The organism is Micromonospora sp. C97, from assembly GCF_018070385.1.
Lineage (GTDB): Bacteria > Actinomycetota > Actinomycetes > Mycobacteriales > Micromonosporaceae > Micromonospora > Micromonospora parva.
In genome coordinates, this window is the sequence record NZ_JAGPXU010000026.1 from 41,092 (window position 1) to 64,494 (window position 23,403).

22 protein-coding genes and 1 tRNA gene are annotated in these 23,403 nt (G+C 71.9%); 13 read left to right on the forward strand and 10 right to left on the reverse strand.

The window, feature by feature from the left end; translation table 11 throughout:
• The first annotated feature begins 30 nt into the window (after positions 1–30).
• Positions 31–104 (forward strand) — tRNA-Ala (locus KBX26_RS25825).
• A 72-nt stretch (positions 105–176) separates the two neighbouring features.
• Here the strand turns inward: KBX26_RS25825 and KBX26_RS25830 are convergent.
• A complete protein-coding gene (locus KBX26_RS25830) occupies positions 177–773 on the reverse strand; it encodes a hypothetical protein (RefSeq protein ID WP_210866608.1) in 597 nt (198 codons plus the stop codon).
• 203 nt (positions 774–976) lie between these two features.
• Positions 977–1,726, reverse strand: a complete 750-nt coding sequence (locus tag KBX26_RS25835) for a hypothetical protein (RefSeq protein WP_210857462.1) — start codon at positions 1,724–1,726, stop codon at positions 977–979.
• A 69-nt stretch (positions 1,727–1,795) separates the two neighbouring features.
• On the opposite strand from KBX26_RS25835, the gene KBX26_RS25840 reads away from it, so the two are divergent.
• Together KBX26_RS25840 and KBX26_RS25845 are read left to right on the forward strand one after the other, a co-directional pair.
• On the forward strand, positions 1,796–2,881 hold the full coding sequence (locus KBX26_RS25840; RefSeq protein ID WP_210857461.1) for a Gfo/Idh/MocA family protein: 1,086 nt from the start codon (positions 1,796–1,798) through the stop codon (positions 2,879–2,881).
• Between the two features lie 32 nt (positions 2,882–2,913).
• Positions 2,914–4,194, forward strand: a complete 1,281-nt coding sequence (locus KBX26_RS25845; RefSeq protein ID WP_210857460.1) for a ferritin-like domain-containing protein — start codon at positions 2,914–2,916, stop codon at positions 4,192–4,194.
• 42 nt (positions 4,195–4,236) lie between these two features.
• Here the strand turns inward: KBX26_RS25845 and KBX26_RS25850 are convergent, their stop codons facing one another.
• Positions 4,237–4,893 (reverse strand): 4'-phosphopantetheinyl transferase, encoded by a 657-nt coding sequence (locus KBX26_RS25850; protein WP_210857459.1) that lies wholly within the window; start codon positions 4,891–4,893, stop codon positions 4,237–4,239.
• A 192-nt stretch (positions 4,894–5,085) separates the two neighbouring features.
• On the opposite strand from KBX26_RS25850, the gene KBX26_RS25855 reads away from it, so the two are divergent.
• Positions 5,086–5,355, forward strand: coding sequence for a hypothetical protein (locus tag KBX26_RS25855; protein ID WP_036410856.1), 270 nt, complete (start codon positions 5,086–5,088; stop codon positions 5,353–5,355).
• 44 nt (positions 5,356–5,399) lie between these two features.
• Here KBX26_RS25855 and KBX26_RS25860 read toward each other — a convergent pair whose 3' ends face one another.
• The 3 genes from KBX26_RS25860 to KBX26_RS25870 all read right to left on the reverse strand — a co-directional run bounded on the left by KBX26_RS25860 (position 5,400) and on the right by KBX26_RS25870 (position 9,494).
• Positions 5,400–6,182 carry a hypothetical protein gene (locus KBX26_RS25860; RefSeq protein ID WP_030329139.1) on the reverse strand — a complete coding sequence of 261 codons (783 nt, stop codon included), beginning with the start codon at positions 6,180–6,182 and terminating at the stop codon, positions 5,400–5,402.
• Positions 6,182–7,465, reverse strand: a complete 1,284-nt coding sequence (locus KBX26_RS25865; RefSeq protein WP_210857458.1) for a VWA domain-containing protein — start codon at positions 7,463–7,465, stop codon at positions 6,182–6,184. The genes KBX26_RS25860 and KBX26_RS25865 overlap by 1 nt, the downstream gene beginning before the upstream one ends.
• Positions 7,466–7,832: 367 nt before the next feature.
• Positions 7,833–9,494: a phospholipid carrier-dependent glycosyltransferase gene (locus KBX26_RS25870; protein ID WP_051708192.1), complete on the reverse strand. Its 1,662-nt coding sequence runs from the start codon at positions 9,492–9,494 to the stop codon at positions 7,833–7,835.
• A gap of 140 nt (positions 9,495–9,634) precedes the next feature.
• Here KBX26_RS25870 and rsmI point away from each other — a divergent pair, with 140 nt between their 5' ends.
• Entirely contained in the window at positions 9,635–10,474 is an 840-nt protein-coding gene (rsmI, locus tag KBX26_RS25875) for a 16S rRNA (cytidine(1402)-2'-O)-methyltransferase (RefSeq protein ID WP_247681073.1), read from the forward strand.
• Between the two features lie 31 nt (positions 10,475–10,505).
• On the opposite strand, the gene KBX26_RS25880 is transcribed toward rsmI, so the two are convergent.
• Positions 10,506–11,564: a hypothetical protein gene (locus KBX26_RS25880; RefSeq protein WP_374224330.1), complete on the reverse strand. Its 1,059-nt coding sequence runs from the start codon at positions 11,562–11,564 to the stop codon at positions 10,506–10,508.
• 149 nt (positions 11,565–11,713) lie between these two features.
• On the opposite strand from KBX26_RS25880, the gene metG reads away from it, so the two are divergent.
• Complete coding sequence (gene metG / locus KBX26_RS25885; protein ID WP_030329132.1) at positions 11,714–13,516, forward strand: methionine--tRNA ligase; 1,803 nt, start codon at positions 11,714–11,716, stop codon at positions 13,514–13,516.
• A 43-nt stretch (positions 13,517–13,559) separates the two neighbouring features.
• Here metG and KBX26_RS25890 read toward each other — a convergent pair whose 3' ends face one another.
• Positions 13,560–14,807, reverse strand: a complete 1,248-nt coding sequence (locus tag KBX26_RS25890) for a hypothetical protein (protein WP_030329130.1) — start codon at positions 14,805–14,807, stop codon at positions 13,560–13,562.
• A 129-nt stretch (positions 14,808–14,936) separates the two neighbouring features.
• Between KBX26_RS25890 and KBX26_RS25895 the strand changes: the two genes are divergently transcribed.
• The 7 genes from KBX26_RS25895 to KBX26_RS25925 all read left to right on the forward strand — a co-directional run bounded on the left by KBX26_RS25895 (position 14,937) and on the right by KBX26_RS25925 (position 21,506).
• Complete coding sequence (locus KBX26_RS25895) at positions 14,937–15,833, forward strand: TatD family hydrolase (RefSeq protein ID WP_210866610.1); 897 nt, start codon at positions 14,937–14,939, stop codon at positions 15,831–15,833.
• A 46-nt stretch (positions 15,834–15,879) separates the two neighbouring features.
• On the forward strand, positions 15,880–16,749 hold the full coding sequence (rsmA, locus tag KBX26_RS25900; RefSeq protein ID WP_030329126.1) for a 16S rRNA (adenine(1518)-N(6)/adenine(1519)-N(6))-dimethyltransferase RsmA: 870 nt from the start codon (positions 15,880–15,882) through the stop codon (positions 16,747–16,749).
• A gap of 32 nt (positions 16,750–16,781) precedes the next feature.
• Positions 16,782–17,366, forward strand: coding sequence for a Uma2 family endonuclease (locus KBX26_RS25905; RefSeq protein ID WP_307857908.1), 585 nt, complete (start codon positions 16,782–16,784; stop codon positions 17,364–17,366).
• Positions 17,363–18,313 carry a 4-(cytidine 5'-diphospho)-2-C-methyl-D-erythritol kinase gene (locus tag KBX26_RS25910; RefSeq protein WP_030329121.1) on the forward strand — a complete coding sequence of 317 codons (951 nt, stop codon included), beginning with the start codon at positions 17,363–17,365 and terminating at the stop codon, positions 18,311–18,313. Before KBX26_RS25905 ends, KBX26_RS25910 begins: the two co-directional genes overlap by 4 nt.
• A 118-nt stretch (positions 18,314–18,431) precedes the next feature.
• The gene (locus tag KBX26_RS25915) at positions 18,432–20,237 is read left to right on the forward strand and encodes an ABC-F family ATP-binding cassette domain-containing protein (RefSeq protein WP_210866611.1); all 1,806 of its coding nucleotides are present in this window, start codon (positions 18,432–18,434) and stop codon (positions 20,235–20,237) included.
• Positions 20,238–20,338: 101 nt separating this feature from the next.
• On the forward strand, positions 20,339–20,794 hold the full coding sequence (locus KBX26_RS25920; RefSeq protein WP_030329117.1) for a DUF4383 domain-containing protein: 456 nt from the start codon (positions 20,339–20,341) through the stop codon (positions 20,792–20,794).
• Positions 20,795–21,029: 235 nt separating this feature from the next.
• On the forward strand, positions 21,030–21,506 hold the full coding sequence (locus KBX26_RS25925; protein ID WP_030329115.1) for a DUF4383 domain-containing protein: 477 nt from the start codon (positions 21,030–21,032) through the stop codon (positions 21,504–21,506).
• Between the two features lie 6 nt (positions 21,507–21,512).
• On the opposite strand, the gene KBX26_RS25930 is transcribed toward KBX26_RS25925, so the two are convergent.
• Positions 21,513–22,199 (reverse strand): TetR/AcrR family transcriptional regulator, encoded by a 687-nt coding sequence (locus KBX26_RS25930; RefSeq protein WP_210866612.1) that lies wholly within the window; start codon positions 22,197–22,199, stop codon positions 21,513–21,515.
• Between the two features lie 225 nt (positions 22,200–22,424).
• Positions 22,425–23,390, reverse strand: a complete 966-nt coding sequence (locus KBX26_RS25935; protein WP_210866613.1) for an acyl-CoA desaturase — start codon at positions 23,388–23,390, stop codon at positions 22,425–22,427.
• Positions 23,391–23,403: the final 13 nt, after the last annotated feature.

Below are 23,403 nucleotides of genomic sequence, written 5' to 3' on the forward strand. Positions count from 1 at the left end.
CGGGTGGGACCGAAGCCGGTTCGCCGGTGGGGGGCTGTGGCGCAGACTGGTAGCGCACCTCGTTCGCATCGAGGGGGTCAGGGGTTCAAATCCCCTCAGCTCCACCCCAGGTCAAAGGCCGTTTCCGCGAGTCGGAGACGGCCTTTTCCGATCTTTCGGGTGGCGGGGCGACGCCGTCAGGGGCGCATGGACACGTCGCGCGGCCACCCGCGGAGATGCGCGAACTGGCGAAGGTAGCGTTCGCATCTTTCGGCGAAGTCCCCCGGCTCCGGTGGCAGTCGAGTCGCGGTGACCACCTGACGCGGGTCGGAGTGGCCCGGCCGCAGCAGCCGGATCTGGTCGTCGGTGAACTGTCCGCCGGTGAGGTCGGTGACGGCAAGGGCCATGGCCAGCGCTACGACGACACCCACGCACGTGCGGTACGGGCTGAAGACGGCCTCCGGACCAGTGTCGGTCTCCGGTTCGTGGTCGATCACCAGGAGCCAGACACTGTCCTCGAAGCCCGCGACATCGACCTCAAGGTGGATCGCACCGGGCATGCCGTCGGGCGTGCGATCGATGCGGTCGCCGATGGTGGTGGCCCGCAGTTCCGCCGCGTCGAGGCGGCGTCCGGAATCGACGCGGCGTCCCTGTTCGTAGCGTCGGTCGGTGACGATGATCAGCTCGGGCGTCGTGGTCATGCCGAGCAGTTCGGCCAGGGTGGCTCGCGCGGCGGTCACCACCTCGGCGAGGGAGATGGGCCGGGCCACTGTTGCCTCAAGGTCGGCTGACACGCGCGCCTCCAGTCTGGTCGGCTAGGTCGGTGCCCGGCCTAGGGCCTGTTTCATAAGGACTGGCCGGCCTGCGGCGGGCCCGGACGACGACCGGCGGCGTTGCGGTTTCGTCCGGATACGACACCGGTATCCGGACGAAACCGCGCCTTGCCGGATCGCCGCCCGGACTCCGCCTCGGCTCGACCGCCCTTATGAAACAGGCCCTAGGAGAAGCGTTCGGTCGTCACGGGTATCAGACCGTGCTGCCGCAGGACGTCCGTCAACGCGGACAGTGTCGAACCGAGCGCCGCCGTGGCATCGGTCGCCAGCAGTGCGGTCACGTCGAGGCCCCAGGCGAGGGTGTGGCCGACGCGGCGCAGGTCCCAGCTGAACTGGTCGCCGTGCCCATCGAGACGACCACTCGCGACGGACGCGTTCGTGCCGGATGCGCTCGTGCCGGCGGGCGGTGTCCGCCAGGCCGTGCGGAGGGCGGCCACCTGGTCGGGGCGGAGGTCCTTGGCGAAGAGGACGCGGTACACCCGCCGTTCGTGGAAGCCGGCCGGCGGCTGGGCGGGGCCGAGCCGCAGCGGCGGGGCGCTCGCGATCGGTTGATGGTCGAGAAAGTGCGTACGGAGCAGTGTCTCGTCCGGCAGCTGCCCACCGCCGAGCGCGCGGTGGGCGTCCTCGGCCTGCCGGCGGGAGGTGGGGACCACCCGGGCCAGCATCTCGGGGTTCGTGCGGATGTCGCGGCTCAGCGACGCGGAACTCCACCAGCCTGCCTGCGGGGTCCAACCCGCGCTGGCCAGCCCTGTCGTGACGAAGTCGCGGTCCCGGGTGAACTCCTCGACGAGGATGCCCTCCACAGTGGTGGTCGAGTCGCGGGCGCCAACCAGGTAGTAGTCGAGCTGCGGACCTGCGCCGGTCACTTCGACGGCCGCCGACGCGGGTCCGGCCGGTAACGAGTCGATGGTCATCAGGGCAACCGTAGCGAAAAACACGGCCCGGCAACGGTTAGCATCCGGACCTCTAGGTGAGGAGCCCAGATGACGTCGGTGGCGCAGACCCGGTTCGGCATTGTCGGCAGTGGTTGGCGAGGTGAGTTCTTCCTTCGCCTGGCCAGGCTGCTTCCCGAGCGGTTCCGGGTGACCGGGGTGGTGACGCGTACCGAGTCGCGGGGAGCTGCCGTGACCGCCGACTGGGGTGTGCGGACCTTCCGGACGACCGCCGAGTTGCTCGCCCACGAGCGGCCGGACTTCGTCATCGTGTCGGTGCCGTGGTCCGTGACACCGGAAGCGACCCGGGAATTGGTCGCGGCCGGCGTACCGGTGCTCGCCGAGACGCCGCCCGCCGCCGACCTGGCGGGTCTGCGCTCGCTCTGGGCCGACGTCGGGGGCAGCGGTCTGGTGCAGGTCGCCGAGCAGTACCTGCTGATGCCCGGGCACGCGGCCCGGCTGGCGCTGGTCCGCGCCGGGGTGCTCGGCGAACCGACCTCGGTCCAGATCTCGTCGACCCACCTGTACCACGCGGTGTCGCTGATCCGGGGTCTGCTCGGCGTCGGTCACGAGAGCGCCGAGATCAACGCGCGCGCCTTCGTCGCGCCGCTGGCCAACCCGCTCTCGCCGACCGGCTGGAGCGGTGACGACACACCGCAGCAGCTCTCCACCACACTCGCGACAATCGACTTCGGCGGGCGGATGGGGTTGTACGACTTCACCGACAACCAGTGGTGGAACCCGCTGCGTACCCGCCGGTTGGTGGTGCGCGGCTCGCGCGGTGAGCTGGTGGACGACCGGGTTGTCCGGCTGGTCGACCCGACCACGCCGGTGGAGTCGTCACTGGTGCGACGCCAGACGGGTCTCGACCTCAACCTGGAGGGGCTCGACCTGAAGCACATCAGCTTCGACGGCGAGGTGGTCTACCGCAATCCCTTCGTCGGTAGCGGGATGTCCGACGACGACATCGCGGTGGCCGACATCGTCGCCCGCGCCGGGGCGTGGGCGCGGGAGGAAGGCCCCGCTCCGTACTCCCTCGCCGAAGCCTGCCAGGACCACCTGATCAGCCTCGCCATCGAAGAATCGGTACGCACCGGGCAGCCGGTCGTCACCGACGCCGAGGCGTGGGCGCGGTAGCCGAATGTTTGCAAGACAACGGGGGAAGAGACATGGGTTTCGAGGCCTGGGTACGTGAGTTCACCGAGAACGCCGAGCGACGCCGGGACGGACCCGATCCACAGTGGAGTACAGGGGGTCCGCTGCCGCCGGCGCTGATCCGGAGCCTGCAACGATTCCAGGCCGGTGAAGACGGCGACGGCGTGAATCTCATCAGCAAGAGCGAGCGGGCCGGTGACCCGACCTATCTGGCGGCGGTCCGACTGTTCGTCGCCGAGGAGCAGAACCACGCCCGGCTCCTCAAGCACCTGCTGCTCAGCGCGGGCGGCGACGTCATCGACGGTCACTGGACCGACCGGGTGTTCGTGACGATCCGGCGTGCCCTGGGGCTGCGACTGGAACTGATGACGCTGATGGTCGCCGAGGTGGTCGCCCTGCGCTACTACCGAGCCGTCCGCGACGGCACTGATGATCCGCTGCTCTCGGACGTGGGTGCCCGCATCCTGGTCGACGAGCAGAGGCACGTGCCGTTCCACACCGAGCGGTTGCGCCAGGGATGGGCCGAGAGTGCTGGACCGGTACGGGCGGTGGTGGCCGCGGGTTGGTGGGTGTTGCTGTTCGGCGCCGCCGTCGTGGTCGCGTTCGGGCACGGCGCCGCGTTGCGTCTGCTCGGTGTCGGCCGGCTCCGGTTCATCGCCGACACCGCGACGCTGTTCCGGTCGGTCGTGCGGGAGGTGCTCTCCGGTGCGGGCCGGGAGGCTCACCCCGCCAGTTCCACGAGTGCGGCCGCGCGGCCCGCAACGGGGTCGACGGTGCGCGGCTCCCGACAACGGCTCTGGCGCTGGGGAGCGATTGTGCTGGTCGTCGTGGGGTTGGCGGTGGCGCTCTACCCGCCGGCGCACTTCTGGGGTCCACGGCCCTATCGGCACCCGGACGGGATCTTCGGGGTGACCCGGGGCGACTTCGAGGACGACATCCTGCCGCACTACCAGGTCAGTCTGCCGTGTGACGTTGATGGCCTGCGATACAGCAACGCCGAGGACATGACCGGACCGATGGGCGAGCTGTACCTGCACTTCACCACGTCGCCAGGGTGCCTGGACCGGATCCTCGACGGCTGGGCCGCCGCACCGGCGCAGCCACCGACGATGGCGCCCACCGATGCGGGGTTCCCGCTTCCCGCCGAAGCGATCCCGGACACCGTCGGGTGGCGCTTCGACGCGCCGTCGTACCAGGTCTACCAGCGCCAGGGGGACGTGGTGACCGGGCACGTGGTGGCGGTGCGCGACGGCAAGCGGCTCAGTGTGTACCTGCTCGGCCGCTACGCCCACTGACGCCCGGGCGGGGCTGCCCGGTTGGAGCGGTAGCCAGCAGGGTCAGCCCCGGCCGAGCACGGCGGCGGTGCGGACCAGCCCGTCGGCGATCACGAAGCGGCCGGTGATCGACGAGGGCGGGTCGGCGACTTCTGCCGCGTCCACCCGGGTCGGTGCGATCCGGGCGGTGAACGTGCCGGCATCCGGGTCAAGTTCGACTCGCGCGTCGTGGAAGTCCAGCCAGTCGCGGACGATCGGGTACCACACCTTGTAGATGGTCTCCTTCGCGCTGAACAGCACGACCGGCCAGCAGGTGCCGCCGGGTAGCCGCGCGCAGGCGGCCTCCTCCTCGGGCAGCAGCACGAGTCTGCGTACTCCCGGATTGATCTCGCGGTGCTGCTCGGCGTCCATTCCGACGGACCGGACGTCGGTGGTGTGCGCCGCCGCCGCGGCGCAGTAGCCGGCGGTGTGGGTGATGCTGCCGACCACCCCGGCCGGCCAGACCGGCGCGCGGTCGGCGGCGGCCGGCACCGCGGTCATCGCCAGGCCGAGGTCGCGCAACGCGCGGCGGGCGCACATCCTCCCGGCGGCAAAGTCCCGCCGACGGGTCTGCGCGGCCCGCTCGCTGAGACATGCCAGCTCAGCGGGGAGCAACTCGCCCGTCCAGTCGTCGGGCCCGGCGATGGCAACCGCGACCGTCGGTGGCAGCAGGTCACGCATTCCGATTGCCTACTGGTCGGTAGGAATGGCAGATCAGGTCAACCGTCAAATTTCCGACTCCCACGACCGCTGAAAGTACCGCAAAGATGTAACACCGGAGGGACGCGCAGCGCCCTCCCTGATGGCTCCGGGGGGACCACCATCAACGCTGGCCGGCGCGGCCAGCCCCGTGGACATCTGGAAGGACGTGCGATGACCGATGGTGCGCAACGGCCGGGGGTGCCGGCTGACGATCACGCCCCGAAGACCCCCTGCTGGAGCTGCGGCTCCTGCGGTGACGAGTGGCCGTGCGCGACGAAGCGCAGCCGGCTGCTGGCGGAGTACGGCGGTGATCGCGCCATGCTCAGCGTTTATCTGGGGTCCTGCCTCGCCGCCGCCACCGAAGATCTGCGCGCCGCCCCGGTGATGTCGCTCCAGGACCGGTTCATCGGCTGGTTGCCGCGCGGCTCCCGGCGTAGCTGAACCTCCGGTGGCCCCACCGCTGGGCGGGGCCACCAGAGGGGCGTTCAGCGACGTCGAGGCCGCCGGGTCATCGCGAAGCCGCACACGCCAGCCACCGCGGCGAGCGCACCACCGATGCCGGTCCAGACCCAGCGCGAGCCGAGGTCCGGCAACCAGTCCGTCAGCGGGTCGCCCTCGTCGTCGGCCTCCGCGTCCACCGGGGGTACGGCGGTGAGCACCGTGCCGGCCTTGGTGTTCGGCACCAGCGGGGCGGCCAGTTCGCCGTCGTCGGCCGAGGTGCCCCGGTCGGCGACGGTGCCGACCAGCAGGTCGACGTCGATCGGCGCACCCAGATCCGGCTCCGGCAGGTCGATCACGGAGAGCCGGATGACGTACGTGCCGGGCAGTGGGTCGGCCGACCAGGGCTCCGCCCACGGCCGCACCTCGCGCAACGTGCAGCCCAGCACCACCGTCGACGCCTTAGCGTCCACCGTCGGAGTCTGGGCCCCCGCCGTGCACGCCTGGCGGCGGCGGAGCCCGTCGAAGACGTCGACGGTCCAGGTGGAGGCCCCGTCGCGTCCCTTCGGGAAGGTGACGGTGGCGGTGATCTCGTGCACCTGACCGGCCGTTGCCGGGAACGACCAGTAGAGGTGGTCGCCGATCGAGGCGTCCACCCGTACCGGCTGTCCCGCGGTGATCGGGGTGGCGGTGAGGAACGACGTGCCGGCACGGTTGACCGGCGTGGCACCCGGGGAGGGGGTGGGTGCGGCGACGGCCGCGGCGGGGAGCAGGGCGGCCCCACCGGCGGCGAGGAGCGCCGCCATCGACCGGAACAGTGCGCTACGCATCAGTTCTCCCTCCAGGTGGCGACCCACCAGCGGGTGAGCAGGCCGGCGAGCAGACCGGTGATCAGCCCGGCGATGGTGAGCAGGGCCAGCAGCACCCAGCCCCGGCCGAGGTCCGGTCCGTCCGGTGCGGGTGCGGCGGCGACCACGTCGACGGTCAACTCCACCGGCATGCCCGGGGTCGCCGCGGTGCCGGGACGCGGGGCGAACGAGTTGCTCACCACCAGGCAAACGGTGGTGGGCTCGACGACCGGGGCCGAACTCTCCTCGGTGTCCGCGGCATCCTCATCGTCGGCGGTGGCCGACCAGCGCAGCCCGGCGGAGAGCACGTCGGCCCGTCCGCTGCCGGCGTCCGCACCCCGGACGAGTTCCCGGCCGTCGGCCGCGGTGGCCCGCAGCAGCACCCCGTAGTCCCGGTTGACGGCACGGTCCAACGCCATGCTCACCGAAGCCCGCAGCTCCTGGCCGGGGCGGATCGGCACCCGGTAGTAGCGGTGCTCGGAGAACGACTCCCGGTCGGCGTACACGCCCGGTGCGAGCAGTGGCGCCGAGTCGCACGCGTTCGTGCCGCCGACCACTGTCGGGGCCCGGGTGTGCGTGTCGCCGGCCCGCTCCACGAGCTGTTTGATCCGGTCGGTCAGCTCCTCGGCGCTCTGCGCGGCGGTGTAGGTCCCGCCGGTCGCGCTGGCGATGCAGAGCAGCTGCCGGCGGACCTTCTCGTCCGGGGCCAGACCGAGGGTGTCGACGACCAGGCTGGTGCCCTGTGCGGCCAGTTCCCGGGCCACCTCGCACGGGTCCGGCGGCGCGCAGGTGTCCTCGCCGTCGGTGATCAGCACGATCCGCCGGGTGGTGTTCCCGCTGCCCAGGTCCTGTGCGGCGGAGCGCAGCGCCAAGCCGACCGGGGTGAACCCGGTCGGGCGAAGTGTCGCCACCGCCGCCTTGGCGGCGGACCGGTCCACCGGGCCGACCGGCACGATCTGTTGGGTGTCCTGGCAGCCGACCTTCTTGTCCTTGCCGCGGTAGGTGGCGCCGAGTACCCGGATGCCGAGCTGTGTCTGTTCGGGTAGCGCGTCCACGACCTCGTTGAAGGCCTGCTGGGCTACCGCGATCCGGGTGCGTCCGTCGATGTCGGCGGCGCGCATCGACCCGCTGACGTCGAGCACCAGCTCGACCCGGGGCGGCTCGGGCGCCGGCTCCCCGTCGGCCTGCGCCGGGGCGGCCCCGGCCAGTGCGGTGGTCGCCAGCAGTCCGAGAAGGACGGCCGTCGATCGTCTGAAGTTGATCACGGCCCGCAGTGTAGTGAGATCCACTTTGGATGATCACTTGGGTTGCGGACGGTCCGAGCCCCGACGCCGTCGGCCTGGTCACCCGTCGCCGCGGGCCGGCATCGTCCGCGCTCTGGGTCCACGCCGGGTCACCCTCGGTCAACTGTTCAAGGAAAGGTGGCGGTCCGGCCACCATCCGTCGGAAATCTGACCCAAGTCGACCCGTTGTGCCGGTGGTGCCCGGTGGTTAAGCTCTTCTTGCGCGCCCCAATCGCCCGCTTCCCCCGTGGCAGGCGATCGGGGCGCGCGTCTTTGTCAGAAGGGCCCGCACGCTTCGGCGTGCGGGCCCTTCTCCCGTCGCGCTGAGCGGCGCGTCGCCTGTCGATGCTTATATCCACCGACCGTCGAGCCACATCCGGGACAGCCAGTCCGAGTACGGGATCACCCGGCCGACGAAGATCGGATAGAAGTACGCGAAGCAGACTCCGACCAGCAACACGTACGCCCCCGCCGCGATGCTGCCCACCAGCCGGCGTTCATAACTCGGGTCACCGGGCACCAGTGGTGCCACCGCACCCACATCGCCCCCGGCGGGCGCGATCAGCGCACCCAGCACGTACACCACCGCCAGCACCAGGAACGGCACCACGGGCGCGGCGTAGAACGAGAACATCGTCCGGCCGTCGAGGGCGAACCAGAACCACGGCAGTAGCCCGGCGGCCACGGTCAGCAGGATCGCGCCGGCCCGCCAGTCCCGACGGGCCACACCCAGCCAGACCAGCGCCACCAGGGCGGGCAGGAACGACCACCAGAGCAGCGGGGTGCCGAGCAGCAGAATCTCCGAGGCGCAGGTCGGCGCCCCGCAGACGCCGTTGTTGGCGTAGTGGAACGCCACCGGTCGGCCCAGCAGCAACCACTGCCACGGCCACGACTGGTACTTGTGCGCGTCGTCGAGCTGGGCATGGAAGCCGTACGCCGCGCGGTGGTACTCGTACAGGTTGATCAGCGGGCCGATCACCGGGCGGTCGCTGAGCGGGGCGCTCGGGTAGGCCGACGCGAGTCGGTAGTAACCGTCGTCGGTGAGCAGCCAGCCCGACCAGGTGGCCAGGTAGGTGCCGACCATGACCACGCCGGCGAGCACCAGCCAGGGCAGCTCGTCGACGACTGCGTCCCGCCAGGGCCGGCGGACCCCCGCCGAGCGGCGGACGCCGACCTCCCAGAGGAGCACCAGCAGCGCGAAGGCCGGCACGAAGTACAGAGCGCTCCACTTCACCGCACACGCGCAGCCGATCAGCACCCCGGCCGCCAGCCGCCACCAGGGCCAGGTGCGCCAACCGGTCGGCGGGCGGCCGGCGCGACCCGGCTGACTCGGATCGAGCCCGTCGTCCAGGGCTCGTGCCCAGCGTCGACGGCGGGCGTCCCGGTCGAGCACCAGCGCGCCGAACGCGGCCAGCACGAAGAAGAGCAGGAAGATGTCGAGCAGGGCCGCACGGGACAGCACCAGGTGGAAGCCGTCCAGCGCGAGCAGCAGGCCGGCCGCGCAGCCGAGCACCGTCGAGCGGAACATCCGCCGACCGATGCGAACCAGCAGCAGCACCGACAGGGTGCCGATCACCGCGGCCGAGAAGCGCCAGCCGAACTCCGGCGCGGTGGTCATCAGGTGCCCGGGAACGGAGACCTTGGAGTCGGCGTCCTGGTAGCCGAAGGCCCACTCGCCGAGCCCGATCAACCACTTGCCCAGCGGCGGGTGCACCACGTACGACGGGACGTTGTCCTTGTAGTTCCACTCCACGCCACGGGAGATCAGCCCGTAGGCGTCCTTGGCGTAGTACGTCTCGTCGAAGATCTTGCCCTTGGGGCTGGACAGCCCGACGAAGCGCAGGATCGCCGCGATGGCCACCACCACTGCCGTGGCCAGCCAGGAGAACCGGTCCGCCTGGGTGTCGACGGTGGCGAACCGTCGCCGGACCGCGGCGGCCACTCCGCCGCCCTCGGCGCTCGGTGCCGTCGGCTCCTGGGTGGCACCGGGCTCGCCCGACACCTGGATCATCTTGTCCGGGTCCGCGCTCGGGCTCTGCGCTGTCGACGCACTCGTCACCCGGCGATCGTAGGCTGCCAAGGTGTCCGGTGGCGTCCGTCGTCCCTGATACCGGTATTCCCAGCAATGAAGGAGACGAATCCGTGGGTGAAATGTCCGAAGTTGGGCGCCTGATTCTGCTCGGTGCTCCGCTCGGCAACCCCGCCGACGCCTCGGCCCGACTCCGGGAGGTGCTGATGAGCGCCGACGTGGTCGCCGCCGAGGACACCCGTCGGCTCACCCGGCTGGCCCGCGATCTCGACCTCACCGTCGGTGGTCGAATCGTCTCCTACTTCGAGGGCAACGAGGAGCGGCGTACCCCCGAGCTGGTCGAGGCCATTCTCGGCGGATACGTGGTGGCGCTGGTCACCGACGGCGGGATGCCGAGCGTCTCCGACCCCGGCTACCGGCTGGTCCGCGCCACGCTGGAGGTCGGGGCGCCGGTCACCGTCGCCCCCGGTCCCAGCGCGGTCACCACCGCGCTGGCCGTCTCCGGGCTGCCCTGCGACCGGTTCTGCTTCGAGGGCTTCCTGCCCCGCACCCCCAGCGGGCGTCGATCGCGGCTGCGCGCACTCGCCGCCGAGGAGCGCACTCTGGTCTTCTTCGAGGCGCCGCACCGCATCGGGGCGACCCTCACCGACCTGGCCGACGCGTTCGGGGCGGACCGGCCGGCCGCGCTCTGCCGCGAACTCACCAAGACCTACGAGGAGGTGCTCCGCCGCCCCCTCGGCGAGCTGGCCCGATGGGCCACCGAGGGGGATCCGCGCGGAGAGATCACGCTGGTGGTGGCCGGGGCGCCGGTGACCGCCCCCGAACGCCCCGACGACGACACCCTGCGCGCCGCCGTCGCCGAACGGGAGGCCGCCGGCCGGTCCCGCCGGGACGCCATCACCGACGTCGCCACCGAATACGCGCTGCGCCGCCGGGACGTCTACACGATCGTGCACAGCTGACCGAGGGGACCGGGCTCCCCTGACGGCGGGATCACCACGCGGCGACCAGGAAGCCGACGGTGATCAGCGTGGGGCCGGCGACGGCGGCGGCCACCGCCCAGCGGCGGTGCCGGCGGCCGGGCAGCCGGGCCGAACCGGTCCACCGGACGATGCCCGCGGTGCAGCCCAGCACCACCAGCAGACCGGGCAGCCACCGCAGGTGCCGGCCCACGCCGACGTCCGCGTACGCGGTGCCGCTGTCCGGGCCGGTCATCCGCGCCGGCAGCCGGGTGCCGGCCGCGCTCCCGTCGGCGGGCACACCGCCGACGCGCACACCATGGGCGATGAACCGCCCGTCGTCGGGTGTGAAGATCCCCCGGCACCGCTGGGTGAGCCCGCCGCCGGAGCAGTCGTCGATCACCACGGTGCCCGACCGGGCGTGCCCGACCGCGAGCCAGAACGGGCCCGCGCTGACCCAGGCGAAGAAGGCCGCGACCAGGCTCAGCACCACCAGCGCGGCGAGCCCGGGCAGCGGATCCGGCGGTGGGGGCGTACGGCTCGGTGCCCGCCGCCGCAGCAGCAGCCGAAAGCCGCGAAACCGCTCCGGTGCCGGGTCCTTGCGGACCGGGGTGCCGTCCCAGTGCACCTGTTCGATCGGTGCCCAGAAGGCGTCACCGTCGTCGTCCAGCGTGTCGTCCGGCCGGCGGACCCGCTGGCGGCGGGTCTGCTGCCGCACCGGCACCCGACGCGGCACGGCGTCCACGGGTGCCCCGGTGGTCGGCTCCACCTCGACGGACTCCCCACCGGCCGGGACCGAGGCGGCGAGCGGGCCGGACAGGGCGGGCCGGGCCGGACCGGGTGCGGGTGCCGCCGGGGTCGGCCGGGCCGGAGTGGGCGACGGGGCCGCCGGCGTGGGGCGGGCCGGGGTGGCGGACCGCCCCGCCGGGGTGGGCCGCTGCCCACCCGGGTCGGCGGGCACCAGCCGGGGCTGGGGCGCGACCCCGGTGACCCGGGGCACGGCCGGCTCGCGCCCCGGGTCGTCGCCGACCGCCGGTCCGGTGGGACGGTCCTCGTGGTCCCGCGCCGCTCGTCTGCCCGTCACGACGTTCATTGCACACCTCCCCAGGAGGCGAAACGGGCAGCTGAGCCGCGTGTCGACGACAAATCGGACCAACGGGCGAGGTGGTCGGCCCGGTCCGCCGGTCGGGGACCCCCCATTGGTTCGCGGATGCCCCGACCGGGTCACTAGGCTCACTGCTCATGAGTCACGTTCTCGCGGCAGTGGCCTGGCCGTACGCCAACGGCCCCCGCCACATCGGCCACGTCTCCGGTTTCGGCGTTCCCTCCGACGTCTTCGCCCGGTACATGCGGATGGCCGGCCACGACGTGCTCATGGTCTCCGGCACCGACGAGCACGGCACCCCGATCCAGGTGCAGGCCGACGCTGACGGGGTGACCCCGCGCGAGCTGGCCGACCGGTACAACAGGGTGATCGTCGAGGACCTGCACGGCCTCGGCCTCTCCTACGACCTGTTCACCCGCACCACCACCCGCAACCACTACGCGGTGGTGCAGGAGCTGTTCGAGGGGATGTACCGCAACGGCTACATCGTGCCCAAGACCACCATGGGCGCGATCTCCCCGTCCACCGGGCGCACCCTGCCCGACCGGTACATCGAGGGCACCTGCCCGATCTGCGGGTACGACAGCGCCCGCGGTGACCAGTGCGACAACTGCGGCAACCAGCTCGACCCGATCGACCTCATCGACCCGAAGTCGCGGATCAACGGGGAGACTCCGAAGTTCGTCGAGACCGAACACTTCTTCCTGGACCTGCCGGCGCTGGCCGAGGTGCTGCGGCAGTGGCTGGACACCCGCGAGGGGTGGCGGCCCAACGTGCTGCGGTTCTCCCGCAACCTGCTCGACGACCTCCAGCCCCGGGCGATCACCCGGGACCTGGAGTGGGGCGTACCGATCCCGCTGGACGGCTGGCGGGACCGGCCGGACAAGCGGATCTACGTGTGGTTCGACGCGGTGATCGGCTACCTGTCCGCCTCGATCGAGTGGGCCCGCCGCTCCGGCGACCCGGAGGCGTGGCGCCGGTGGTGGTCCACCGACGGTCAGGGTAAGGACGCGCAGTCCTACTACTTCATGGGCAAGGACAACATCGTCTTCCACTCGGTGATCTGGCCGGCGCTGCTCTCCGGATACTCCGGCGAGGGCTCCCGCGACGGTGAGCCGGGCGAGCTGGGTCGGCTCAACCTGCCCACCGAGGTGGTCTCCAGCGAGTACCTGACCATGGAGGGGCGGAAGTTCTCCTCGTCCCGCAAGGTGGTCATCTACGTCCGCGACTTCCTGGAGCGCTACGACGCCGACGCGCTGCGCTACTTCATCGCCGCCGCCGGCCCGGAGAGCAACGACACCGACTTCACCTGGGCCGAGTTCCTCCGCCGCAACAACGACGAGTTGGTCGCCGGCTGGGGCAACCTGGTCAACCGGTGCGTCTCGATGGCCGCCAAGAACTTCGGCGCGATCCCCGCTGTCGACCCGGCCGGGCTCACCGAGGCCGACGAGGCCCTGCTCGCCGTCGCCCGCGCCGGGTTCACCACGGTTGGCGACCTGATCGGCCGGCACCGGCAGAAGCAGGCCATCGGCGAGGCCATGAAGGTGGTCGCCGAGGCCAACAAGTACCTCTCCGAGCAGGCGCCGTGGAAGCTCAAGGGTGAGGCCGACAAGCCCCGTATGGGCACCATCCTGCACGTCGCCCTCCAGGTGATCAGCGACGCCAACACGCTGCTCACCCCGTTCCTGCCGCACTCCGCGCAGCAGGTGCACGAGCTGCTCGGCGGCACCGGCGTGCACGCGCCGATGCCGGTGATCGAGCAGGTCGACGACCTGGACGGCGGCCCGGCGTACCCGGTGCTCACCGGGGACTACACGGTCGGCGCGCGCTGGGAGTCGGTGCCGATCGAGGCGGGCCGCCCGCTGGCCGCGCCGAAGCCGGTGTTCCGCAAGCTCGACCCGTCGATCGTCGACGAGGAACTGGCCCGACTGGCCGACTGACCGCACGACGCGCGGCGGCGGGTCGCCCTGCCGCCGCGCGCCGTCACATCGCGTACCGGGTGTCCATCACCTGGTCGTCGGTCACCTCGGCGCCCGGCGCCCAGGCCTCGTAGACGCCGCGTTCCTGACACTGGGCACCGGTGCCGAGCACGGCGTCCGGGTTCGGGTAGCGCAGCCGCATCCGCAGCCAGCCCGCCTCCTCCCGCAGCACCAGACACGGCACCCCCCGCCACTGGGCGAACCGGACCCGGCGGGCCACCGCGTCCACCGGGTAACGGGCCGCCCGGGTCATCGCCAGCACCCGGAACCCGCCGGGCAGGTCGGCGACCGCCTCGTACTCGTTGTCGCCGTACGTGCCGACCAGTTGGGTGGAGCGGGGCACGTCGGCGTTCGGCACGTACTCCTGATCAGGGGAGAGACCCGGCACCGCGGCCAACAGGTGCCGCCACTGCGGACCCACCATCCGCAGCCACCCGCGCTGCTCGGCCTGGTAGGTGTACAGCACCACCTCCACCCCCTCCGCCGGGTAGGCGATGAGGGCGGCGTTCGCCGGCATCGGCAGGTCGGCGAAGTCCCTGGTGATGAACTCCGGGATGAGCTGACCGTTGCTGGGCGTGAAGCCGGTGCCCAGCACGGGAGCGCCGACCCGGTCCCGCGAGGCCAGCGCGGTCAGGCCCCGGTGCGCGGGCCCGGCCGGCACGTCGTAGTCACCACTGTCGGACGCGCGCCAGCGCAACACGTACGCCACGTCCGGGCCGTCCCGGCCAGCGTCACCATCGGTACGCAGCACCTTCGTCGTCACCGGCGTACGCAGGTGCGCCACATCGTGCTCGCGGTAGCAGAAGCCGTGCGGCAGCCAACCCCGCAGGTGACCGGCGACCTGCTGGGCCGAGAGCACCTTCACCATCCGGGTGCCCCGCCGGACCACCGCCGACGCACGCGCCATCGCCAGCACCGGGTCGCCCGCCGCCGCCGGCTGCTGGCTGAGCTGGTGCAGGTACGCCCAACCCCGCTCGCGATGGGCGGGCATCAGCAGCGGCGTCTCCGGCTCGTCGGCCGGTTCCGTCGCCCCGTGCACCGCTGTCACCTCGGTGACGTGCACGAAACGCCGCCACGGCAGGGCGCTGCCCGGGCGGGGCGCCCACTCGAAGCCGGCCACCTCGTCGGCGCTGAACAACTCGTACGCGGCACCTCGGGCGATCTCCTCGGCCGGGTACACGGCGCCGCCGAACGCCACGTGCAGTCCGGTCCGTTCGCTGGCCGTGCCGCCGGCCTGGGGGGTGACGCTCATGCCGTCGCCTCCCTGCTCGCTGGGATGGGGTCCGCACGCTGTCGCGTCCGCTCGTTGGCGACCGTAGAGTCGCGCGGCGTAGCCGAGGTGAACGTCGGGTGGCGGGCAGATGGACAGCCCCGGTGTGTGATGCTGTCGCTGATGAGCGAGCCCAGAGAATCCCGCCGTGACCGTGCCGCCCGGCGGGCCGGAGAGTTCCCGCCAGCCCCCGAGTCGTTGCCCCGGGCGGTGCTGGACAGCCACACCCACCTGGACATCACCGTCAGCGAGGCCGGGGTGCCCGGCGGGCCGGCCGACGACCCGGTGGCCGTGGCCATCGCGGTGGCCACGAAGGTCGGCGTGGACCGGCTGGTCCAGGTGGGCGTGGACGTCGCCTCCTCCCGGTGGGGCGCGGACACCGCCGACCGGTATCCCGCCGTGCTGGCCACCGTGGCGCTGCACCCCAACGAGGCGCCCCGGCTCAGTGACCTCGACGAGGCGTTGCGGGAGATCGAGTCACTCGCCGCCCGCGATCGGGTCCGGGGGATCGGCGAGACCGGAATGGACTTCTTCCGCACCGGCGACGAGGGGCGGGCCGCGCAGGAGGAGAGTTTCCGGGCGCACATCGCCATCGCCAAGCGGTACGACAAGACGTTGGTCATCCACGACCGCGACGCGCACGCCGACGTGCTGCGGATCCTCGACGACGAGGGCGCCCCGGACCGGGTGGTGCTGCACTGCTTCTCCGGCGACGCCGACTTCGCCCGCGAGTGTGTCCGCCGCGGCTATCTGCTGAGCTTCGCCGGCACCGTCACCTTCGGCAGCGCGACGGCGCTGCGCGAGGCCGCCGCGCTCACCCCGGTGGACCAGATGCTCGTGGAGACCGACGCGCCGTACCTCACCCCGATGCCGTACCGCGGCCGGCCGAACGCGTCGTACCTGATTCCGCTCACCGTCCGGGCGCTCGCCGTGACCACCGGCAGCGACCTGGACGAGCTGTGCGCGGCCATCTCCGCCACCGGCGACCGGGTCTTCGGCCCGTGGTGAGCCCGGCCCGACGGTCGGCACCGACCCCGTCGCTACGCTGCCAGCCATGACCGGTCTCCTCGGCCCGGCGGAGATCCGGGAACTCGCCGCCCGGCTGGGCGTCGCGCCCACCAAGAAGCTCGGCCAGAACTTCGTGCACGACCCGAACACGGTGCGTCGGATCGTCACCGCCGCCGGCCTGACCCCCGACGACGTGGCACTGGAGGTGGGGCCCGGGCTCGGCTCGCTGACCCTGGGGCTGCTGCCGATCGCCGGGCACGTGCACGCCGTGGAGATCGACCCGGTGCTCGCCGGGGCGCTGCCGGAGACCGTCGCGCGGCACGCCGGGGCCGATGCCGCCCGGCTCACCGTGCACCGCGCGGACGCGCTGCGCATCACCGCCGCCGAGCTGGCCGACCCGCCGCCGACCGCGTTGGTGGCGAACCTGCCCTACAACGTCGCGGTGCCCGTGGTGCTGCACCTGCTCGCCGTGCTGCCCACCCTGCGGCACGGCCTGGTGATGGTGCAGAAGGAGGTCGCCGACCGGCTCGTCGCCGGTCCCGGCTCCAAGGTGTACGGCATTCCGTCGGTGAAGCTCGCCTGGTACGCCCAGGCCCGCGGTGCCGGCAAGGTGCCGCCGAACGTGTTCTGGCCGGTGCCCAACGTCGACTCCGGCCTGGTCGCCTTCACCTGTCACCAGCCGCCCCGCGCCGACGTACCCCGGGAGCGGGTCTTCGCCGTGGTGGACGCGGCGTTCGCGCAGCGCCGCAAGACGCTGCGGGCCGCGTTGGCCGGCTGGGCCGGTGGCCCGGACCGGGCCGCCGCGGCGCTCACCGCGGCCGGCGTCGACCCCGGCGCCCGTGGGGAGTCGCTGACCGTCGAGCAGTTCGCTGCCATCGCCGCGTCGGCTCCGGTCGGTACGCCGGCCGCGAAGTAGGCTGACGCCGTGCCCGCCGAGGAGGTGTACGAGTGACCGCGCAGCCGATCGAGCCCACCGCCCACGGGATGTGGAGTCCGGATCCCGTCCGGCAGCGGCTGGCCAACCACACCATCGAGGACGTGCTGGCCCTGCCCGACGACGCCCCCCGCGTCGAGCTACGTGACGGCGTCCTCGTCGTGCTCCCTTCCCCGACCTTTGGCCATCAGAACATCGGCAACCTGTTGTGGATGTGGCTGCGGCAGCACGCTCCGGCCGAGTTGACGCCGGCCACCGCCGTCGGGGTGGCGATCAACTATCGGAACACTCTCGAACCCGACGTCGTCCTGCTGCGGCGTCCGGTGGCGGCCGACCACCACTACTTCGAGGCTGATCAAGTTGTGCTCGCCGTCGAAGTCGTCTCGCCCGGGACCCGTCGTCGGGACCGGCTGGAGAAGCCGGCCGACTACGCGGACGCCGGCATCCCGCACTACTGGCGGATCGAGCAGGACCCGCTGCACGTGTACGCGTACGAACTGGTCGGCGGCCGGTACGAGCTGGCCGCCGACTCCGCCGAGGAGCTGATCGTGGCCAAGCCGTTCGACATCCGCCTGCGCCTGCGGGACATCACCCCGTGACCGAGGCCTGGCGACCGGACGACGAGGACGAGCGACGTGGGGCCGCCGGCCCGGTGCGGGTGCGGGTGCCCGCGAAGGTCAACCTGCACCTCGGGGTGGGCCCGCTGCGCCGGGACGGCTACCACGAGCTGAACACGGTCTACCACGCCATCTCCATCTACGACGAGCTGACCGCCCGGCGCGGCGACACGTTGGCGTTGACCATGGAGGGCGAGGGCACCGGCGAGCTGGCTCTGGACGACACCAACCTGATCATCCGTGCCGCGCACGCCCTCGCCGGGTACGCGGGTGTGCTGCCGCACGCCCGCCTGCACCTGCGCAAGCAGATCCCGCTCGCCGGTGGCCTGGCCGGTGGCAGCGCCGACGCGGCCGCCGCGCTGGTGGCCTGCGACGCGCTCTGGGGCACCGGGTTGTCCCGCGACGAGCTGGCCGGCATCGCCGCCGACCTCGGCTCCGACGTGCCGTTCCTGATCTACGGCGGCACCGCGCTGGGCACCGGCCGGGGCGAGGCGGTCAGCCCGGTGCTGGTCCGCCCCACCACGTGGCACTGGGTGGTGGCGATCGCCGACGGCGGCCTGTCCACCCCGGCCGCGTACCGGGAACTGGACCGGCTGCGCGACTCCGGTGCCGCCGGGGCCCCGCTGGGCAGCACCGACGCCCTGCTGGGCGCGTTGCGTCAGAGGGACCCACGGGTGCTCGCCCGGACGCTCGGCAACGACCTGCAGGACGCCGCACTGGCCATGCGCCCGACGCTGGCCGACACCCTCAAGGCCGGCGAGGCGGCCGGTGCGCTCACCGGCATCGTCTCCGGCTCCGGCCCGACCTGCGTGTTCCTCGCCGCCGACGCGGCCAGCGCGGAGCGGATCGCCGCCGAGCTGACCACCGCTGGCGTCTGCCGGCAGGCACGGGTCGCGCACGGTCCGGTCGCCGGCGCCCGGATCAGCTGACCACGCGTCCCGCGAGCGGCTGGCACGCGGCGCGGGCCTTCGGGGCGTCCGCGTACCCTGGGGAGAGGCGTCCAGGTGCCCGCCGGCACCGGGACGCCTTGACATTGAAGGGTGGAACGTGGCGAACATCGTCAATCTGGACCGGGTGTCCAAGGGGTACGGCGCCGCCGGGCGGCTGCTCACGGACGTCTCGCTCGGCCTGGACGACGCCGACCGGATCGGCGTGGTCGGCCTCAACGGCGCCGGCAAGTCCACCCTGCTGCGGCTGCTCACCAAGCAGGAGGACCCGGACGACGGCCGGGTGACGCACCGCCGCGACCTGCGGGTGCTGTGGCTGCCGCAGCAGCTCACCCTCGCCCCCGACGCCACCGTCCGGGACGTGGTGCTCGGCACCGCCTGGCTCGACGAGGGGATGGGCGCCGAGCACGAGTGGGCCGGCGACGCCGGGGTGCGCGCCATCCTCGACGGCCTCGGCATGCCGCACCTCGGCCTCGACCAGCCGGTCGGCCCGATGTCCGGCGGCGAGCGACGGCGGGTGGCGCTCGCCGCGCTGCTCGTCCGCGACTCCGACCTGCTCATCCTCGACGAGCCCACCAACCACCTGGACGTCGGCGGTGTCGACTGGTTGGCCCGGCACCTCACCGGCCGCAAGGGCGCCCTGGTCGTGGTCACCCACGACCGGTGGTTCCTGGACGCGGTCTGCACCACCACCTGGGAGGTCGCCGACCAGACGGTCCGCGCGTACGAGGGTGGCTTCGCCGCCTGGACCCTCGCCCGCGCCGAGCGGGAACGCGTCGCCGCCGCGACCGAGGCCCGCCGGCAGAACCTGCTCCGCAAGGAGATCGCCTGGCTGCGCCGTGGCCCACCGGCCCGTACCTCCAAGCCGCAGTTCCGCATCGACGCCGCGAACGCGTTGATCGCCGACGTGCCGCCGGCCCGCGACACCATGTCGTTGCAGCGGATGGCGGTGTCGCGCCTCGGCAAGCAGGTGTACGAGCTGGACAACGTCGAGCTGCACGCCGGGCCGAAGGAGATCCTGCGCGACGTCAGCTGGCTGGTCGGCCCCGGCGACCGGATCGCCATCCTCGGGGCCAACGGCGCCGGCAAGTCCACTCTGCTGCGGATGCTCGCCGGCATCACCCGCCCCGACGGTGGCCGCCTCAACACCGGCTCCACGGTGCGGCCGGCGTTCCTCTCCCAGGAGCTTGCCGAGCTGCCCGGGCAGCTGCGGGTGCTGGAAGCGGTGGAGGAGGTCGCCCGCCGGGTGCAGCTCGGCGACCGGGAGGTCTCCGCCTCCCAGCTCGCCGAGGTGTTCGGCTTCGACGACCGGCGGCTCTGGACCCCGGTCAGTGACCTCTCCGGTGGGGAGCGCCGCCGGTTGCAGATGCTGCGGCTGCTGGCTGGCGAGCCCAACGTGCTGCTCTTCGACGAGCCCACCAACGACCTGGACACGGACACCCTCGCCGCGCTGGAGGACCTGCTCGACTCGTGGCCCGGCACGATCATCGTGGCCAGCCACGACCGGTACCTCATCGAGCGGGTCACCGACACGGCGTACGGGATGTTCGGTGACGGTCGGCTGGTGCACCTGCCGGGCGGTGTGGACGAGTATCTCGCCCGGACCGCCGAGCGGGCCGGGACCAGTCGCGCCGGTGGCACCCCGACCGCCGCGGCCACCGGGGCGACCGCGAGTGGCATGTCCGCCGCCGAGGTCCGGCAGGCCCGCAAGGAGCTGACCCGGTTGGAGCGGCAACTCGGCAAGCTCGACCAGCGGGAGACCACGCTGCTCGACCAGCTCGCGGCGGACGCCACCGACTACGCCCGGGTCGCCGAGTTGGACACCCAGCTCAAGGATCTGCGCGCCGAGCGGGAGCGGATCGAGGAGAGCTGGATGACGCTCGCCGAGGACCTGCCCGAGAGCTGACGGGCGGGGCACACCGGCACGGCCCCCGTGTGCGGCGTCACACCGCCACATGCGAGACAATCGTCCGCGACACCTCACCTCACGGCGTTGGAGACACAGACATGGCCCACACCCCCGTCAACCACCCCGCGCGGCCGATCTACCGGGCGATCGGCGGGCTGACCGGTCTGTACCTGGTCGTCTTCGGGGTGCTCGGCATCATCGCGAGCACCGGCAACGAGATCCTCGCCCAGGACGACACCCGGGTCCTCGGTCAGGGCACCAACCTCGGCTTCTCGCTGCTCAGCGTGCTGCTCGGGATCGTCGTGCTGATCGGCACCGTGCTCGGCCGCAACATCGACGTGGCGATCAACCAGTGGCTGGCGTACGGCCTCATGGTGATCAGCCTGGCCGGTCTCGCGTTCATCCGGACCGACGCCAACATCTTCAACTTCAGCATCACCACCGTGATCGTGGTGATGACTGCCGCACTGGTGCTGCTGATGGTCGGCATGTACGGCAAGGTCGGCACGGAGGACGAGGCGGAGGCGTTCCAGAAGGCTCGGCTCGTTCTCTGATCCTGTCTGTGGTTGCTGCTCTTTGGTTGCTGCTCTTTGGTTGCGGCCGTGGGTTTTCGCCGGAGCCCGAGCTGCTCCGGGCGGTCAGGCTTGATCCCTGCGCAGCTCGGGCTCCGGCGAAAACCTGACCTGGTCCAGCCTTTCGGCGGACCCTGCCGGCATTGTGGTTCTGCGGACAGTCGGCGCTGCTCTGGGCGACAATTCCCCTGAAACGGTCACATCAGGGGGTCTGGGCATGCCGCATTTTCCGGTCAATCATCCGGCTCGGCCGCTCTACCGGGTCCTCTCCGGGCTGATCGGCGTCTACATCCTGGTCTTCGGCGTCTGGGGCGTCGCCGAGACGATCGGCGACCCGCTCTTCGCCCGCAACAGCACCTGGGCCCTCGGACTCCGGACCAACCTGGCCTTCTCGCTCGCCTCGCTGATCTTCGGGGTCTTCCTGATCATCGGGGCCTCGCGGCGCACCAACCTCGGCCACTACATGAACCTCACCGCCGGTGTGGTGTTCCTGGTGACCAGCATCCTGATGATGTCGGTGCTGCAGACCGAGGCGAACTTCCTCAACTTCTCGATGTCGACGGTGGTCGTGTCGATGCTGTTCGGGCTGATCCTGCTCGGCACCGGCCTGTACGACAAGGTGGGCCCGCCGGAGTCCGCCGAGGCGGAGTTGGAGCACCGCAAGCACCCGGTGGCCGACGTGCACCGCCCCTGACCGGGGTCAGCCGCGCCGGGCGGTGATCAACGTCGGCTTCGCCTCCAGGTGCGACAACCCGTTCCAGGCGAGGTTGACGAGGTGCGCCGCCACCGTCTCCTTGCGCGGCTTGCGCACCTCCAGCCACCAACTGCCGGTCAGCGCCACCATGCCGACCAGCGCCTGCGAGTACAGCTCGGCGAGCTTGGGGTCGTACCCCCGGCTCTTGAACTCGGCGCCCAGGATGTGCTCGACCTGGTGCGCCACGTCGTTCATCACGCTGCTGAAGGTGCCCGTCGCGGACATCAGCGGCGACTCACGGACCAGCACCCGGAAACCGCTGGTCTCCTCCTCGATGTAGCCCAGCAGGGCCAGCGCCGCCTGTTCCAGCAGCTCGCGTGGATGCCCGGCGGTCAACGCCGTGGTGATCCGGTCCAGCAGGGCCCGGACCTCCCGGTCCACCACCACCGCGTAGAGCCCCTCCTTGCCGCCGAAGTGCTCGTAGACCACCGGCTTGGAGACCTTGGCGCGGGACGCCACCTCCTCGATGGAGGTGGCGTCGAAACCCCGCTCGGCGAAGAGTTGCCGGCCGGTCGCTATCAACTGCTCCCGCCGTTGGGCCGCCGACATGCGAACCCGGGAGGTGGTCTTCGGTTTTGGTGCCGGGGCCGGCGTCGACCGCCGGCCCTCGGTACCATCCTTGCTCTCGGGCATATCGCCGCCTCGCTGGCGTTCGATGACGCCCTGCCGTGGGATGGTGTCTCCGCTGTGCCCGTTCACGTCGTCGCCTCACTGGCCGGCGGTCCGACCGCCCTGCCGCGCCGTCCGACCGAACCCGGGTCAGGGCCCGGCTGCCCGGTTGCCGAGTCGTCCGGTCCCCCCGCGTCGCTCGGTCATCCGAACATCCTGCCAGGCGGCATCCCCGAGCACCGCCCGGTTTCAGTGGGGTGCGACCGGCTTCACGAGCTTGGCGGCGATGCGTTCCGGCTTTGGCCAGCGCACCTGCGTCGCCGCACCGGTCTTCTCGAACAACCAGATCACGCGGGCGGAGATGTCCACCTGACCGCGCAGCACGCCGTGCCGGGCGCTGGTCGGGTCGGCGTGGTGCAGGTTGTGCCAGCTCTCGCCGAACGACAGGATCGCCAGCGGCCAGAAGTTCGACGCGCGGTCGCCCTGGCGCATCGCGAACGGACGCTCGCCGTAGACGTGGCACACCGAGTTGATCGCCCAGGTGACGTGGTGCAGCAGGCCGATCCGGACCAGCCCGGCCCAGAAGAACGCGGTCAGCGCGCCCTGCCAGGACCAGGTCACCAGGCCGCCGATCAGCGCCGGTCCGAGCAGCGAGATGACCACCAGCGCGGGGAAGAGCCGATCGACGCGGCTGATGTCCCGGTCGGCGATGAGGTCCGGTGCGAAACGCTCCCGGTTGGACAGCTCCCGGCGGAACAGCCAGCCCACGTGGGCGTGGAACAGGCCGCGGGTCAACGCCCAGAAGCTGGTGCCGAAGCGCCACGGTGAGTGCGGGTCGCCCTCCAGGTCGGAGAAGGCGTGGTGCCGTCGGTGGTCGGCGACCCACTGGATGATCTCGCCCTGCACCGCCAGTGAACCCGCGACGGCCAGAGTCACCCGCAGCCACCGCTTGGCCTTGAACGAGCCGTGGGTGAAGTAGCGGTGGAAGCCGACGGTGATGCCGAGCCCGGAGACGACGTACCAGACCAGGCCGATGATCACGTCGGTCCAGCCCAGCCAGCCGCCCCAGGCCACCGGCACGGCGACCAGCAGGGCGACGAAGGGGATGACCACGAAGGCCCAGAGGGCGGCCAGGATGCCGGGGGACTGGCTGCCGTCGGTGAGTGGTTTGGGGCCGGGGCCAGCGGTGTGGGGATCGAGCAGAGCGGTGGACATGGGACCTCGCAGG

Bases quoted from the DNA above. Each gene is read 5' to 3' on its own strand.
- KBX26_RS25835 (WP_210857462.1), bottom strand. From the start codon at position 1,726: ATGACCATCGACTCGTTACCGGCCGGACCCGCGTCGGCGGCCGTCGAA.
- KBX26_RS25840 (WP_210857461.1), top strand. From the start codon at position 1,796: ATGACGTCGGTGGCGCAGACCCGGTTCGGCATTGTCGGCAGTGGTTGG.
- KBX26_RS25845 (WP_210857460.1), top strand. From the start codon at position 2,914: ATGGGTTTCGAGGCCTGGGTACGTGAGTTCACCGAGAACGCCGAGCGA.
- KBX26_RS25850 (WP_210857459.1), bottom strand. From the start codon at position 4,893: ATGCGTGACCTGCTGCCACCGACGGTCGCGGTTGCCATCGCCGGGCCC.
- KBX26_RS25855 (WP_036410856.1), top strand. From the start codon at position 5,086: ATGACCGATGGTGCGCAACGGCCGGGGGTGCCGGCTGACGATCACGCC.
- KBX26_RS25860 (WP_030329139.1), bottom strand. From the start codon at position 6,182: ATGCGTAGCGCACTGTTCCGGTCGATGGCGGCGCTCCTCGCCGCCGGT.
- KBX26_RS25870 (WP_051708192.1), bottom strand. From the start codon at position 9,494: ATGATCCAGGTGTCGGGCGAGCCCGGTGCCACCCAGGAGCCGACGGCA.
- rsmI (WP_247681073.1), top strand. From the start codon at position 9,635: ATGTCCGAAGTTGGGCGCCTGATTCTGCTCGGTGCTCCGCTCGGCAAC.
- KBX26_RS25880 (WP_374224330.1), bottom strand. From the start codon at position 11,564: ATGAACGTCGTGACGGGCAGACGAGCGGCGCGGGACCACGAGGACCGT.
- metG (WP_030329132.1), top strand. From the start codon at position 11,714: ATGAGTCACGTTCTCGCGGCAGTGGCCTGGCCGTACGCCAACGGCCCC.
- KBX26_RS25890 (WP_030329130.1), bottom strand. From the start codon at position 14,807: ATGAGCGTCACCCCCCAGGCCGGCGGCACGGCCAGCGAACGGACCGGA.
- KBX26_RS25895 (WP_210866610.1), top strand. From the start codon at position 14,937: ATGCTGTCGCTGATGAGCGAGCCCAGAGAATCCCGCCGTGACCGTGCC.
- rsmA (WP_030329126.1), top strand. From the start codon at position 15,880: ATGACCGGTCTCCTCGGCCCGGCGGAGATCCGGGAACTCGCCGCCCGG.
- KBX26_RS25920 (WP_030329117.1), top strand. From the start codon at position 20,339: ATGGCCCACACCCCCGTCAACCACCCCGCGCGGCCGATCTACCGGGCG.
- KBX26_RS25925 (WP_030329115.1), top strand. From the start codon at position 21,030: ATGCCGCATTTTCCGGTCAATCATCCGGCTCGGCCGCTCTACCGGGTC.
- KBX26_RS25930 (WP_210866612.1), bottom strand. From the start codon at position 22,199: ATGCCCGAGAGCAAGGATGGTACCGAGGGCCGGCGGTCGACGCCGGCC.
- KBX26_RS25935 (WP_210866613.1), bottom strand. From the start codon at position 23,390: ATGTCCACCGCTCTGCTCGATCCCCACACCGCTGGCCCCGGCCCCAAA.